Annotated in this window: 12 protein-coding genes; 6 read left to right on the top strand and 6 right to left on the bottom strand. The window is 67.7% G+C overall.

Annotation, left to right across the window (positions count from 1 at the left end):
* Nucleotides 1-51 precede the first annotated feature (51 nt).
* Nucleotides 52-3489, top strand: coding sequence for an SbcC/MukB-like Walker B domain-containing protein (locus DLM85_RS15265; protein ID WP_111478969.1), 3438 nt, complete (start codon nt 52-54; stop codon nt 3487-3489).
* Between the two features lie 15 nt (nt 3490-3504).
* Here DLM85_RS15265 and DLM85_RS15260 read toward each other — a convergent pair whose 3' ends face one another.
* Both DLM85_RS15260 and DLM85_RS15255 read right to left on the bottom strand, forming a co-directional pair.
* Nucleotides 3505-4584, bottom strand: coding sequence for a DUF6687 family protein (locus DLM85_RS15260; protein ID WP_111478968.1), 1080 nt, complete (start codon nt 4582-4584; stop codon nt 3505-3507).
* A gap of 39 nt (nt 4585-4623) precedes the next feature.
* Nucleotides 4624-4941, bottom strand: a complete 318-nt coding sequence (locus DLM85_RS15255; RefSeq protein WP_111478967.1) for an HNH endonuclease — start codon at nt 4939-4941, stop codon at nt 4624-4626.
* Nucleotides 4942-5187: 246 nt separating this feature from the next.
* Here DLM85_RS15255 and DLM85_RS15250 point away from each other — a divergent pair, with 246 nt between their 5' ends.
* The gene (locus DLM85_RS15250; RefSeq protein WP_111478966.1) at nt 5188-5622 is read left to right on the top strand and encodes a hypothetical protein; all 435 of its coding nucleotides are present in this window, start codon (nt 5188-5190) and stop codon (nt 5620-5622) included.
* Between the two features lie 117 nt (nt 5623-5739).
* Nucleotides 5740-6048, top strand: coding sequence for a thioredoxin (gene trxA / locus DLM85_RS15245; protein WP_111478965.1), 309 nt, complete (start codon nt 5740-5742; stop codon nt 6046-6048).
* 186 nt (nt 6049-6234) lie between these two features.
* On the opposite strand, the gene DLM85_RS15240 is transcribed toward trxA, so the two are convergent.
* Entirely contained in the window at nt 6235-7020 is a 786-nt protein-coding gene (locus DLM85_RS15240; protein ID WP_111478964.1) for a tetratricopeptide repeat protein, read from the bottom strand.
* 198 nt (nt 7021-7218) lie between these two features.
* On the opposite strand from DLM85_RS15240, the gene lpdA reads away from it, so the two are divergent.
* The gene (lpdA, locus tag DLM85_RS15235; protein WP_111478963.1) at nt 7219-8613 is read left to right on the top strand and encodes a dihydrolipoyl dehydrogenase; all 1395 of its coding nucleotides are present in this window, start codon (nt 7219-7221) and stop codon (nt 8611-8613) included.
* Between the two features lie 88 nt (nt 8614-8701).
* On the top strand, nt 8702-9346 hold the full coding sequence (locus DLM85_RS15230; RefSeq protein WP_111478962.1) for a hypothetical protein: 645 nt from the start codon (nt 8702-8704) through the stop codon (nt 9344-9346).
* A 61-nt stretch (nt 9347-9407) separates the two neighbouring features.
* Here DLM85_RS15230 and DLM85_RS15225 read toward each other — a convergent pair whose 3' ends face one another.
* The 3 genes from DLM85_RS15225 to DLM85_RS15215 form a co-directional block, all read right to left on the bottom strand.
* Entirely contained in the window at nt 9408-9938 is a 531-nt protein-coding gene (locus DLM85_RS15225; protein WP_111478961.1) for a hypothetical protein, read from the bottom strand.
* A 119-nt stretch (nt 9939-10057) separates the two neighbouring features.
* Nucleotides 10058-10270 carry a hypothetical protein gene (locus tag DLM85_RS15220; RefSeq protein ID WP_111478960.1) on the bottom strand — a complete coding sequence of 71 codons (213 nt, stop codon included), beginning with the start codon at nt 10268-10270 and terminating at the stop codon, nt 10058-10060.
* Nucleotides 10271-10317: 47 nt separating this feature from the next.
* Complete coding sequence (locus DLM85_RS15215; RefSeq protein ID WP_111478959.1) at nt 10318-10641, bottom strand: hypothetical protein; 324 nt, start codon at nt 10639-10641, stop codon at nt 10318-10320.
* Nucleotides 10642-10812: 171 nt separating this feature from the next.
* Between DLM85_RS15215 and DLM85_RS15210 the strand changes: the two genes are divergently transcribed.
* Nucleotides 10813-14211, top strand: a complete 3399-nt coding sequence (locus DLM85_RS15210; protein WP_111479122.1) for a DEAD/DEAH box helicase — start codon at nt 10813-10815, stop codon at nt 14209-14211.
* The last annotated feature ends 550 nt before the right edge of the window (nt 14212-14761 follow it).

The raw sequence follows: 14761 nt of genomic DNA, 5'->3' as shown, positions 1-14761 counted from the left end.
TCAGGCTCCTCCTCTCCCCTTGGAGAGGGGGCCGGGGGGTGAGGCTTCCGTATGAAAATCCTCCGCGTCCGCTTTTACAACCTCAACTCCCTGCGCGGCGAGCATGAAGTGCACTTCGGCGGGGCGCCCCTGGCCGACGCGGGCCTGTTTGCCATAACCGGCCCCACCGGCGCAGGCAAAACCACCATTCTCGACGCCATCACGCTGGCCCTCTACGGGCAGGTGCCGCGCCACGACGGCGAGGTGGCCCAGGTGATGAGCCAGGGCACCGGCGAGAGTTGGGCCGAGGTGGAGTTTGAGGTCGGGGGCCGGCAGTTTCGGGCCAAGTGGGGCCAGTACCGCGCCCGCAAAAAGGCCGATGGCAAGCTGCAGGACCCGAAAATGGAGCTGAGCGAGCGGCAGCCCGAGCTGGGGGAAGACGGCGCGGAACGCTGGGAGTTTCTGGAAACCTACAAGTCGCGGGTGCCGCTGAAGGTGGCCGAGCTGAGCGGGCTGGAGTACCGGCAGTTTCTGCGCTCGGTGCTGCTGGCCCAGGGCGAATTTACCAAGTTCCTGAAGTCGAGCCCCGGCGAGCGGGCCCAGCTGCTGGAGAAGATTACCGACACGCGCAAGTACTCCGACATCTCGCGCTTCGCCTTCGAAAAAGCCAAGGAGGAAGACAAGCGCAGCGAAGCCCTGCGCGCCGGGCTGGCCGGCGTCACCCTGCTCACGGATGAAGAGCTGGCCGCGCTGACGGCCGAAATCGAGGCGCTGCAAACCGAAACCACGGCCGCCGAGCAACGCCGCCATCAGCTCAGCGAAGCCCAGACCTGGCTGCGCCGCCTCGACGAGCTGACCCACCAGCACCAGCGCAGCCAGTCGCGCCTGCACCAGCTGGCCGCCGAAGCCGAGACGCTGACGCCCATTCGGCAGCGCGTGGCCCGGCACGAGCAGGCGGTGCCCTTCCAGCCCTCCTGGGCCCTGCTACGCCAGACCGACGAGCACATTCAGCGCCTGCGTACCGAAGCCGAACAGCTGCGCCAGCAACTGCCCCAGCTCCAGCAACAGCTGGCCGCCGCCGAGCAGCTGCGCGCCGCCGCCGCCGCCGCCCGCGACACCGCCCAGGCCGCCCAGGCCGCCCAGGAGCCGCAACTGCGCGAAGCCGAGCAGCTCGACCGCGTGGTGGCGGAACGGGAAAGCCAGCTGCGCGCCGAAAAGCGGAAGTACGATGAGCGCAACGAGCAGTGCAAGCGCCAGAAAACCGACGTCGACCAGCTCACGGCCCACACGGAGGCGCAGCAGCAGCAGCTGACTACCCTTGACGGCTGGCTGCGGCAGCACGCCCGCCTGGCCGCCTTGCCCGAAGCGCTGCCCGAGCTGACGGCCAACCTGCAGGACTGGGACCATCTGCTGGGCGAAACCGGCCAGCTGCGCCAGCGGCAGGCCGAACTGGCCCAGCGCCAACAGCAGGCCGCTGGCACCATCACGCGCCTGGAGCAGCAGGCCCGCGCGGCCCGCGCCCAGCTCACCCAGCTCGACGAGCAACGCCACGCCGCCGGCCAGCAGCGCGACCAGTGGCTACGCCGCCTGCATCACCATCACCTCGGCCTGCAGCGGGAGCACGACCAGCAGCAGCAGCACTTCGACGACTTGCGCCGCGCCACCCAGCTGCAGCAGCTCATCTTGTCGCACGCCGAAACGCGCCAGCTGCTGACGCCCGGCGAGCCGTGCCCGGTGTGCGGCGCTACCGAGCACCCCTTCGCGGCCGGTTTGCTGGGCGTCAGCGAAGAATCCTGGCAGCGCGACAAGGAGCGCGAGGAAGAGCTTAGCCAGCGCGTGCGCGCCCTCAACGCCCGCCGCAACCACGTAGCCACCTACCTGACCTTGCTCGAACAGGCCGGCGGGCAGCTCTTATCGGCCGAGCCGGCCACTTTGGCCCTGCTCACGGAAACCGATGAAACGGCCGCCGGGACGGAGGTCAAGGCCCTGGTGCAGCAGCTCCGGACTCTGGAGCAGCAGCGCCCGCAGCTGGAAATCAGCCTGGCGCAGGCGTTGAGCCAGCTCGAAGCCACCCAACGCCAGCAGCAGGAGTACCAGCGCGACGTGGCCGCCGTGGCCGCCGCCTTGGCCGATGCCGCCGAGCGCGGCCCCCAGGTGCGCGGGCAGATCAGCAGCCTGCTCAGCAACTTCGGCCTGAGCTTCGACGGCGACAACGGCCGCGCCCTCACCGAGCGCTGCCGGCAGCTCAGCGCGGAGTACGAGCAGAACCGCACCCGGCACGCCGCGGCCCAGGGGCAGCTGGAAACCAGCCGGGCCCGGCTGGAGCAGCTGCTACTGGCGCATCAGGAGTCGCACCAGTGGCTGCAGGCCAACCGGCAGGAACTCATCGACCGGCACGCGGCCATTCAGGCGCTGCGCACCGAGCGGCAGCAGCGCTTTGCCGGCCCCGACGTGGCCCAGGCCCGCCAGCAGCTCCTCGACGAAGTGCAGCGCCGCAGCACCGAGCTGGACCGCGCCGCCCAGCAGCAGCAGGAGCGCGCCACCCAGCTGGCCCGCGCCGAGGAACAGCTACGCCAACGCGAGCAGGACACCCAGCAGCAACAGCTGGCTCGCGAGCAGCAGCACCAGCAGCTGGTGAGCAGCCTCGATGCGGCCGGCCTGCCCCCCTCCCCCGCCGCCCTGGCCGAACTGCTGCTGTCCGAACCCGAAGTGCGCCGCCTGGCCGAGCAGCTTCGTCAGCACGACCAGGCGCTGGCCGTCACCCAGCAAAGCCTCACCGATGCGGCCCAGCAACTGCAGCAGGAACAGGCCAAGGCCCTGACCACCGAGCAGCTGGCCATCATCACCGAACAGCTGACCACCAGCCAGCAACAGCTGGCCCAGCTGCACCAGCAGCTCGGCCAGCGTCAGCAGCGCCTCACCGACCACCGCGCCGGGCAGGAGCGCCACGCCCAACTGGCTCTCGATCTGGAGCGCCAGCAGCAGGAAGCCCGCCGCTGGCGCCGCCTGGCGGAGCTTATCGGCTCGGCCGACGGCAAGAAGTTCAGCGAATTTGCCCAGGGCCTGACGCTGACGCGCCTCGTGGAGCTGGCCAACCGCCACCTCCACCGCCTCAACGACCGGTACCGCATCACCCGCAACCCCGAGGAGCACCTCGACCTGCTCATCGCCGATGAGTACCAGGCCGGCAGCACCCGCTCCATGAATTCGTTGTCGGGCGGGGAGAGTTTTTTGGTGAGTCTGGCGCTGGCACTGGGCCTTTCGGAGCTGGCCGGGCACCGCACCCAGATCGAGACGCTGTTCATCGACGAAGGCTTCGGCACGCTCGACCCCGAGACGCTGGACGTGGCCCTTTCGGCCCTGGAAACCCTGCAGGGCTCGGGCAAGATGGTGGGCATTATCTCGCACGTTGAGGCCCTGAAGGAGCGCGTGAGCACCCAGATTCACGTGCGCAAAGGTGCCGGCGGGGTGAGCACGCTGCGCGTCGTCGGCTTCGGATCAGATACCTGATTCGACGCCGGCTGCTTACCCGCTGACGGCCGCCCCGGCTGCCCGCACTTCCTCCCAGCTCCAGTACCGCCGCGGCGCGATGTGGGCATAGTGGCGCCGGAAAAAGCTCACTACCAGCTCCTCCATTGCCTCCGGGCCAATGGACGAGGCGTAGATGGGCCGCTGGCCGGGGTCGGCGTAGCGCTGCGCTTTGCTGAGGCGGCGGCCCGCCAGGCGCAGCAGCGGCCCGGTATCGGTGACGCCGTCGGCGGCCCAAAGCTGGCCACTGGCTTCCCGCGCGTTCAGGGCAGCCACCAGCGCATCCAGCGGCAGGCGCGGGCGCGTGGGGCGGCTTTCCAGGTCCACCCAGGTGGTGTATTTGTACTCGAATTCGTAGCGCTGCCCGTCGTAGAGGCTCAGCACCATATCGGTGCCGGCGGTGGGGCCGAACAGGGCGTAGTACGGCAGCGGCTCGGGCGTGCGCACCACCGTCAGGCCGATGGCGGGGTAGCGGCGCAGCGCGGTGGCAGGGCGCTGCATCGCGGCTACGGCGGCCCGTACCCGCTCGTATTCGGGCAGCCAGGCGGCGCGGCCGGCTTCGGGGTCGAGCAGCACTTCGGCGAAGCGGGGCAGAAACCAGGCGAACTTCTCGGCCGAGGCCTCGTCTTCGCGCCGCCGGCGGGCCGGAGCGCCGAAAGGCTCGTAGAAGCGGGCTTTTTCCTCGGCGTTCAGCCAGCACACCAGCCGCAGGGCGTGGTCGGCCCGCGGGTCTTGCCAGTCGATTTCGCGGAAGTCGCCGAGCGTGGCCACCAGCCGCAGCAGGTGCTCGTGCTGCCGGGCCAGCTCCGGGTGCAGCAAGGCCCACACCCCCACGAAGCCGTCGACGTCGAAGTGGTTGGCGGTGACAAAGCGGGCGGCGGCCAGTGCGGCGGGCGGCGCGGCCAGGGCGCGCAAGGCCGAGCCGGCGCTGGTGTCGTCCTGAAAGGCCCCGGGCGTGGGCGCGGCGCGCCAGTGGGCCAGCGTGAGGGCAGCGCGGGGCAGAATGCTGTCGACCACCACCGTGACGGCAGCGTGGCGGCGGGCTTCGGCGAAGGGCAAAAACTGCAGGTGGGCCATAGGGCGGCAAAGAAACGCCAGCGCGGGCATAAGCGCCCGTTAGCGGCGCCGGCGGCGGTTGGTGAGGCGCTCCACCCGGCTGCGCCGAATCCAGTGCAGGTATTTCTGCAATTCCTCGGCCCGCTGCAGTTCCTGCACGGACGAGTAGCGCCGGGCCAGCTCCCGGTTGGTCAGCAGCAGGTGCACCGAGCTGTGGCAGGGTTGGCAGAGGTCGACGGTGGGGCCGTAGCGGCCGCCTTCCTCGCGGGGCACCAGGTGGTGGCGCGAGGTGTGCTGCACGGCCCGCTCGCAGAGCTGGCAGCGCGTTTCGGCCGGGGCTGCCGGCGCGGCGACGGGCGGTTTGGAACGGCGGGCCATGCGGGTTTTTCTACGGTGGCCCCGCGGCCCGGGATGCAGCGGACGAACCCGCCCAGCCGCGGGTCAAAAAAATATTCTCCTCATAATGCCAGTTCTCTTACCTGATTGATATATTTGGTAGAGTGCGGTGTTGCAGCACCGCCACTCCCCGGCTCTTCCAGCCGTTTTTCACTTTCTCGCCCCCCTCTGCCCGCCCCCACCGTCACGCTCACACTGCTCTCCTCACTCTCCTACCTTTTCCGCTCTATGCAAACCTCTACTTCTGTCATCGGGAAACGCTGCGGCAGCCTGCTCGGGCTGCTGGTCGTGCTCCTGTTTCTTTCAGCACCGAAGGCCCAGGCCCAAACCTGGCTGGTGTCGACTGATCCGTTCGTCAAAATCGGTGTCTCGGACAAATTCGGGCAATTGGGGGCGTATACGGCCAAGTTCATTGTCAGCGGCAACGGCAAGGAATACTCGCTGGTGAAACAGGTGGAAAAAGGCCAGAACGGCGTCGACGTGCTGTTTCCCTCGCCGCCCACCGAAGCCGACTTCTTCCAGACCAGCGCCGGCATTGCCGCCGGTCCCGCGCCCGGCAGCTACACCTGGCAGTGCGAGGTAAACGGCAAGAAAGTAGCCGGCGGCCGCTTCGTGATGCCCACCGTGGCCAACGACGTGACGGTGGTGGAGCGTAACCGCTAACCCCCGCTGCTTTTCGTATTTCGGCCGGCGCCCGGCTCTGCACGCAGAGCCGGGCGCCGCTGTTATCCGGCGGGGCGCCTGGCTCGTATAGCTCCTTACTCACCAAGTCCTTTCGCAATGGCCAAAAAATCCTTCGCCGAACTCATCAGCAGCCCCGGTATGCCGGTGCTGGTCGATTTCTACGCCGACTGGTGCGGCCCCTGCAAGGCCATGGCGCCCATCCTGCAGCAGGTGGCGGCCCGGCACCAGGGCAAGCTCAAGGTCGTCAAGGTGGACGTGGACCGCAACCCCGCCGCCGCCCAGCAATTCCGCGTGCAGGGCATTCCCACCCTCATTCTCTTCCACCAGGGCCAGCCCGTGTGGCGGCAGTCGGGCGTAGTGCCCGAGCCCCAGCTAAATCAGGTGCTAGCCGGCTACGTGAGCTAGTTGTCAGTTGTCAGTTGTCAGTTGTCAGTTGTCAGGGATACTTGGGTAGCTGACGGCGGTTGTTACTGCTGACAAAAAAACGCACCGGCCGCCGTCCTAATCGGGCGGCGGCCGGTGCGTTTCAAGACCTGAAGTTGAAGTCGGCAGGCCTCGTCTGGGACTGTCAATCCGCAACTGACAGCTATACTACTGCTTGGCGTAGCGTTTCAGGCTTTGGGTGGCTTCGGGGTTGAGCTGGGCGGCTTTTTCCAGGTCGCGGCGGGCGTCTTCAGGCTTGTTGATGCTGGAGTAGCAGATGCCGCGGTACTCGTAGGCGTCGGCGTAGCTGTTGTCCAGCTCGATGGCCTTGTTGAAGTCGGGAATGGCGCCCTTGAAGTTGTCGAGCGACATTTTGGCCAGGCCGCGGCCGAAGAAAGCCTCCTTGTCCTCGGGGCGGTAGCGCAGCACCTTGCCAAAGTCGCTGATGGCGGCATTAAACTCCTTGGTTTTCACCCGCGTCAGGCCGCGGTTGTAGAGCGCATCGGCGTTGGTGGGCTTCAGGCGCAGGGCCATGTTGAAGTCCGTCAGGGCCTCGCGGTAGTTTTTCAGGGCGGCGTTGGCCCGGCCGCGGTTCAGGTAGGCATCGAAGTCACGGGGCTTGGTTTTGAGCGTGGCCGTGGCCGTTTTGATGTCGGTCTTGTACTCGGCGTTGCTGCGCTTAACCGCCACGGCGGCCGGCGCAACGGGGGCCGCCGCGGCAGTAGCCGTGCCCGGCGGGTTGGCCGCGTCGGCGGGGGCCACGGCGGCATCGGTGGCGGGCGTGGCCGGGGCCGCCGGCGCGGCGACGCTGGTGGCGGCCTGCGTTTCGTTGGCGCGGGCCCGGGCGGCCATGCTCGGCGTTTCGTTTTCGCGGGTGGCCGAGCACTGGGCCATCAGCAGCACTGCCAGCAGGCCGCCGGCCACGGCCTGGAAACGAGGGAAGAAGTGGTTCATGGAAGTCGAGCGAAGAAAAAGTCAGGAAAAGCGGCAAAACCCAACGGCGGATTCGGGGTTGTATACGGCTGTTTCCGACTTAGGTCGACTTCGTTCCTGCCGATTGGGGCGGTAAGGCCGGGGCGGCTATCTTTGCCGGCCCGGTGCCCCGGCTCCGGCCCCCATTTGCTCATTTTTTCCCCTTCAGAACAGTTTACTATGGCATTGCAATACGACGTAGTCGTGATTGGCTCGGGCCCCGGCGGCTACGTGGCAGCCATTCGCGCTTCCCAGCTGGGTCTCAAAGTAGGCGTGGTGGAGCGCGAATCCCTCGGCGGCATCTGCCTCAACTGGGGTTGCATCCCCACCAAGGCGCTGCTGAAGTCGGCGCAGGTATTCGACTACCTGAAGCACCCGCAGGACTACGGCCTCTCGGCCGAAAACGTGGGCTACGACTTCGGGGCCGTGGTAAAGCGCAGCCGCGGCGTGGCCGAAGGCATGAGCAAAGGCATCAACTTCCTGTTCAAAAAGAACAAGATTGACGCCATCATGGGCACGGCCAAGGTGCTGAAAGCCGGCGAAGTGGACGTGACCAAGGCCGACGGCGGCAAGGAAACCATCCAGGCCAAGCACATCATCCTGGCCACCGGCGCCCGCGCCCGCCAGCTGCCCAACCTGCCCATCGACGGCAAGAAAATCATCGGCTACCGCGAGGCCATGGTGCTGCCCGAGCAGCCCAAGTCGATGGTGGTGGTGGGCTCCGGCGCCATCGGCGTCGAGTTTGCCTACTTCTACGCCACGATGGGCACCAAAGTGACCATCGTGGAGTACTTGCCGCGCATCGTGCCGGTGGAAGATGAAGAGGTGTCGAAGCAGCTGGAACGCTCGTTCAAGAAAGCCGGCATCGACATCCTGACCTCGGCCGAAGTGACCAAAGTGGACACCGCCGGCGCGGGCTGCAAGGTGAGCATCAAAACCGCCAAGGGCGAGCAGCAGCTGGAAGCCGACATCGTGCTGAGCGCAGTGGGCATTCAGCCGAACCTGGAAAACATCGGCATCGAGGAGCTGGGCATCGTGGTGGAGAAGGGCCGCATCAAGGTCGACGAGTATTACCGCACCAACGTGCCGGGCGTGTACGCTATCGGCGACATCGTGCCCGGCCCGGCGCTGGCGCACGTGGCTTCGGCCGAGGGCATCACCTGCGTGGAGGCCATTGCGGGCCACCACCCCGAGCCCATCAACTACGGCAACGTGCCCGGCTGCACCTACTGCTCGCCGGAAATTGCCTCGGTGGGCCTCACCGAAGAAGAAGCCAAAAAGCAGGGCTACGACATTCTGGTGGGCAAATTCCCCTTCTCGGCTTCCGGTAAGGCTTCGGCTTCGGGCGCCAAGGACGGCTTCGTGAAAGTCATCTTCGACAAGAAGTACGGCGAGTGGCTGGGCGCCCACATGATTGGCGCGGGCGTCACCGACATGATTGCCGAAGCCGTGGTGGCGCGCAAGCTCGAAACCACCGGCCACGAAATCATCAAGGCCATCCACCCTCACCCCACCATGTCGGAGGCGGTGATGGAGGCAGCGGCCGCCGCCTACGGTGAGGTGATTCACCTGTAGTCCAACGGCTGCCGAAACTTATTTAACGGTCTTGCCGGGTGCGCCCGGCAAGACCGTTTTCGCGTCTACGCTCCTCATTTTATTTCCGATGCCCTCGACATTCCGCCTCCGCTTCGGTCTGCTGGCTGGCCTGCTGGCCCTGCTGAGCACCGCCGCCCAGGCCCAAACCGCCCCGGCCGCCCTCCCCGACACGCTGCGCAAGGCGGAGGTACTGCAACACCCCAACGCCCCGGCCCAGCAGACGCCGGGCACGCTCACGCTCCGCCCGGTGGCCGGCGGCCGGGCCCGTATCCTGGTGCCCGCCACCTTCCGCCCGCTCGATAAGGATGCCATCAGCCTGAAATACCCCATCCAGGGCGGCCCGCAGGAAGCCTATTCCGACAACGCCCTGGCCGTGAACCTGGCGTTTCGGCAGGGCCCGAACCCGATGACGCAGGCCCAGCTGTCGGCCGACATAGCCGACAAAATGGTGAAGGCATTTTCGGCTCGCCAGCCCGGCTTCCAGGACCTTGGCCACGGCCTCAAGACCATCAACGGCCGGCAGGTGGTGTACCTGGAATTTATGTCGGACGTACCCTTGAGTGACAAGCCCAACGATAAGGTGTACAACCTCATGTTCATCACCGACGCCGGCGGGCAGGTGCTGGTATGCACCTTCAACTGCGTGGAGCGGCTGCAGAAGCAGTGGCAACCCGCGGCGCAGCAGATTATGAACTCGCTGCAGGTGCCGTAGCCCGGCTGAAATCGGCCGAAAACACCCCGCTGGAACCTGGTTCCGGCGGGGCGTTTTTGGTTCAGCACGGCCAGTAGTCGATGGGTGAATCGACCCGGGCGCGCAGGCGGCCTTTCAGCAGCCGGTTCAGCAGTACAAAGCCGTGGAGGTAGTTGCGCTTGACTTCCTGAATGGCCGAATGCTGCCAGCCGCCGTCGTTTACTGCTCGTTGGAAGTCGTCTTTGCTTCCGGATACCAGCTCACCCGTTTCCCACAGCAGCTGCATGGCCCGGTGCCGGAAGCGGTGCCGGGTGGGGCCGGTCAGGTAATCGGGCGCCTGCCGGATACGCCGGATGATTTGCTCGTTCAGCCGGCAGATAAGCGCCCGGCGCGCCGCCGTAGTCAGGTGCTCGTCCAGCTCCAGCGACGTGCCGCCGTAAATCAGCGGCAACGCCTGCAGGGCCAGACGGCGCTTGTACGTCAGCAGCCAAGGCTCGGTATCCAGCCGGCGGGCTTCGATTTCATGGATCAGACACAGCTGGATGGCCTCGATAAAGCCGTCCTGCGCCCAGAGCCCTACGTCGTCGCCGAGCCCGCTAAAGCTGCTTGCCATGCGTGAAGGGTGGAATTGGAAGCTACCCGAAAGTAGCGCCTTTGCGGGCGGGTAAGCCAACGGCCCGGCAGCGTGGTGCTAGCGGGCCGTTTGCGGGAAGGGCTCCGTGGGGCAGTGCGCTACCGCCGGCCCTGGTCGCGGGAGGAATCCGGGCCGCTCCAGCCGCGGCTGGAGCGGCGGCGCGCGGCGGGGGCATTGGCTTGGTACGAATCGGGACCGTGGTTGTAGTCGAGGAAGTCGTTGGGCGCCCGGTGGGGCTGCTGGGGAGTCTCAGGACGCCCATTGGCAGGCTGGGTGCGGGCTTTATCGTTGGATTTCGGGTGGTAGCTCATTGCAGTAGGTTGAACGGTGGCAGGAGACGGAGCGGTACTGGCAGCTCTTACAGCGGCTGCACGTCGCCGGTGTTGCTGGCGCCGGGGTCCGCGTCGCCGCGGGTGTCGGGCTGAATGTCGGCGGCCGATGGGTCGGCGGCGGGGGCGGCATCCTCGGCGGCTTCGCTTTCGGCCGTGGGCGTTTCGCCCGAGGACTCCGGCGCGGCGGGCGGGGCCTGCCCAGCATCGGGGACGCTGTCGGGGCGGGGCTGGTTGGTCAGGGCGGCGTTGTCGGCGCTTTGGCTGTCGGCGGTACCCTTGGTGGGCAAGGTGGTATCGGCGGGGTTGGGCTGCTTGGGGTGTTTGGGGTCGGGCTGCGGGGTGGGTTCCATGATGGCGGGTGCGGCTAAGTAGAAAAGGACGCGGCGCGGCGGCCGGCGTCTTTCACCAGGTGTACGTTGCAAACGCCCGGTGGGCTGCCGGTTCGGGGCATTTTGGGCCCGGGCGGCGCACGGTATCTTTGCCGCAGCGGCCGCGCCGGCGCGCTGCTTACGCCCCTGCCCGTGCTCTTCCCGGACGACGCCTTTTCTACCACCCCGGACTCGCCCCCGCCCCACCGCTACCAGCTGCCCGGCCTGAGCGTGCCCACGCTCACCAGCACCGTGGTGGAGCTGCACGCGGCCGCGCCCCTGCCCGCCGAGGCCCGCCCCCGCGCCATTCAGCCCGAGGCCCTGACGCTCGACGCGGGCACTTTCGGCCGGACGGTGGAGGGCCTGGGCGCTACGCCGTTTCCGCCGGTGACGGTGACGCAGACGACGGCGGGCCTGGCCCTGAGCTGCGCCTGCGGCCCGCCCTTGCCGGGCCTCTGCGCGCACCAGGCCGAGGTGCTGCTGGCCCTGCTGCAACGCAGGGAGCTGCGCCTGTTTTTCGATGCGCCGGCCCGCCACGCCTACCTGCGCCCCCTGGCCCGCGACTACGGCCTCGACCAGGCCGCCGACCTCGATGCGCACTTCGAGCTGCGCTACGACCAGCGGGCCGGCCTGACGATAACGCCCCGGCAGGCAGCGCTGTACCCCGTCACGCCCGCCGCCAAGCAGGAGCTGCTGGCGCAGCTGCTGCCCGCCGCCCGGCCCACGCCGACGGGTGCCGTGGGCGCCGCGCGGCTGGTGGTGCTCGGCCGCCACCGCTACTACGGCCACCTGCAGCTGCAGCTGGCCGAAGCCGCCAGCACCGCCACCGGCAAGCTCAAAAACCCCATCGCGCTGCTCAACCCGCTGGACGAAGTCTGGGGCCTGGCCGATCCGGCGCTGGTGAAGTTCTACTCGGGCCTGGCCCGGCTGCAGCAGAACTACGACGACGCCCGCTCCCTGGCCACCCTGGAGGCCCTGCGCGCCGTGGTGCTGAACCCGGCCGCACTGCCCGTCTTCGCCCACGACCCGGACGTGGCCGAGAAGCCCAGCGCCGCCTCGCTGCGCCCCGTGGAGCTGCGCCGCGTGCCGCCCGAAGTGCGCCTGGAAGTGCGCCAGCGCGAGGAGTTCTACGAAGTCAGCGGGCAGCTGCTGCTCCACGACCAGCCCTTCGACCTGCGCGAGCTGAGCGTGGCCTTCGAGTACTTTGTGGCCGCTCACGGCGCCTACTACCTGCTCGACGACCTGCACGTGTGGCGGGTGGTGGAGTTCTTTCAGCGCCGCAACAACACCCTGCTGATTCACCAGAGCCGCTTCGAAGAGTTCCGGCAGGACGTACTGGCAGGCCTCGAAACGCGCCTGCACATCAGCTACCACCACGCCCGCCCGGCTACGCCCGCCCAGGCCCAAACCAGCGGCCTCGCGGCTCCACCCGAAGCCCTGCTCTACCTCACCGAGCGCGGCGCCCACGTGGAGCTGCTGCCAGTGATGCGCTACGGCCCGCGCGAGGTGCCCGTCCGCTCGCGCCAGCAGCTCTACGCCACCGACGAGCTGGGCCGGGCCTTCGTGGTGCAGCGCGACGCGGCGGCCGAGCAGCGCGTGCTGGATGCGCTAATCGACCAGCACCCGGATTTCGCGGCGCAGCTGGCGCAGCCTTCGGACGCGCTGCACCTGCCGCGCCCCCAGTTTCTGCAGCCCGAGTGGTTTTTGGCCGCGTTCGACGAGTGGCGCCGGGCCGGGCTGACCATCCTGGGCTTCAACGAGCTGCGCCAGAACCGCCTGAACCCGTACCGCGCCGAGGTGGCGGTGCAGGTGCACTGCGGCGAAAACAACTGGTTCGATACCGAGCTGCTGGTGCGCTTCGGGCCTCAGCAGGCCAAGCTGCGCCATTTGCAGAAAGCCGTGCGCCAGCGCAGCCGCTACGTGCCGCTCGACGACGGCACCCAGGGCCTGCTGCCCGAGGAATGGGTGGCCCGCTTCGCCGCCTACTTTGCCGCCGGCGAGGTGGTGAACGAACGGCTGCGCACGCCCAGCGTGGGTTTTTCCAACCTGCTGGAGCTCTACGACCCGGCCGCGCTATCGGCGGCCGCCCGCGCCCGCGTGGCCCGGTACCAGGCCGCCGCGGCCGACTTCACCGGCATTGCGCCCGTGGCCGCGCCCGCCGCGCTGCGGGCCACCCTGCGCGAGTACCAGCTGCTGGGCCTGCGCTGGCTGAGCTTCCTGAGCACCTTCGGCTTCGGTGGCATCCTGGCCGACGATATGGGCCTGGGCAAAACGCTGCAGGTGTTGGCCCTGCTGCTGCACCGGCGCGAGCAGGGCCACCGCGGCGCCTCGCTGGTGGTGGTGCCCACTTCGCTGCTCTTCAACTGGCAGGCCGAGGCCGCCAAGTTTGCCCCCACGCTGCGGGTACGCACCCTGCACGGCAGCAGCCGCCCCGGCGCCGCGGCGTTTGAGGAAGCCGATATCGTGCTGACTACCTACCACACGGTGCTGGCCGACATCCGCTGGCTGCGCGAATACCGGTTCGATTACGTGGTGCTCGACGAGGCCCAGGCCGTCAAAAACCCCGATTCGCAGCGCTACAAGGCCGTGAGCCTGCTGCAGAGCCGCCACCGCCTGGTGCTGACGGGCACGCCGGTGGAAAACCGCACCACCGACCTCTACGCCCTGCTGTCCTTTGCCTGCCCGGGCCTGCTGGGCAGCCGCCAGCATTTCCGCGACCAGTACGCGCTGCCCATCGACAAGTTCAAGGACCTGAAGCGGGCCCGGGCGCTGCAGCAGAAAATCAGTCCTTTCGTGCTGCGGCGAACCAAAAGCCAGGTGGCCGCCGAGCTGCCGGCCAAGACGGAAATGGTGCTCTACTGCGAGCTGGACGCCGAGCAGCGCCGCCTCTACGAAGCCTGCCGCCAGGACGTGCGCGCCCGCCTCATGGGCCAGCTGGAGGAGCTACCCGGCAAGCAGGGCCTGCACCTGCTGCGCGGCCTCACCCGCCTGCGCCAGCTCTGCAACGCCCCCGCCCTGCTCCCCGACGAGGCCGACTACGGCCGCAGCTCGGCCAAGCTGCAGGTGCTGCTGGAGGAGCTGGAAACCCGCGCCCCGCAGCACAAAATTCTGGTGTTTTCGCAGTTCGTGGGCATGCTCGACCTCATCCGCCCCGAGCTGGAGGCCCGCGGCATCGGCTACGCCGTGCTCACCGGCCAGACGCGCCGCCGCGCCGAGGCCGTGCAAGCGTTCCAAGAGGATGAGCAGGTGCGGGTGTTCCTCGTGAGCCTGAAAGCCGGCGGCGTGGGCCTGAACCTGACCGCCGCCGACTACGTGTACCTCGTGGATCCGTGGTGGAATCCGGCCGTGGAAAACCAGGCCATCGACCGCAGCCACCGCCTCGGCCAGACGCGCCCCGTGGTGGCCGTGCGCCTCATCTGCCCCGATACGGTGGAGGAAAAGATCATGACCCTGCAGCAGGGCAAGCGGGAGCTGGCCTACGAGCTGGTGAAAACCGACGCGGCCCTGCTCAAAACCTTCAGCCGCGAAGACCTGCTGACCCTGCTCAGCTAAGCGTCACGGACGCTAATTAACATAGCGCGTCATGCTGAGCCTGTCGAACCGAAGGAAGGCGTAGCCAAGCCTCTCTACCGCTTCGTCCGGTTCGTCATTCCGAGCGAAGCCGAGGACCCGAAGGAAGGCGTAGCCAATCCCGCGTGCTGACGGCCGATACCTTCCTCTCCCTCTGGAGAGTGGACGGGGAGTGATGCGCCCCGATAGAGACGCTTCGCCCAGGCGGACGCCAGATCAAGCATGACGTTTTAGCATCAGCTGCATCTGCACGCAAGACGCCCAAGCCAGCTTTCGGCATAGTGAAACCGAATACATTTCCGACCCTTACGAAAAAGTTGGCCGTAGCCTGTAACCATCCGCGGCGGGCGCAGTGTCCACAGCTGAACGCCGACTTCTGCCCCTTTACGCTAGCCGACCAATGCCCCGTGGCGCCGCTTCTGGCTAAGCCAACGCCGCCCCCCGCCTCCATCTGATTTGCAGGCCACCGACGCCGGTTTTCGGGCGTCGCGGGGAGGTATTGTCGCCACGCAAGGGAGTCCGAATAGCGGTG

The sequence above is a fragment of the Hymenobacter edaphi genome, assembly GCF_003258365.1.
In the GTDB taxonomy this organism is placed as follows: domain Bacteria; phylum Bacteroidota; class Bacteroidia; order Cytophagales; family Hymenobacteraceae; genus Solirubrum; species Solirubrum edaphi.
The sequence above is the reverse complement of the archived record's forward strand: the minus strand, read 5'-3'. Positions and strand labels throughout refer to the sequence as shown.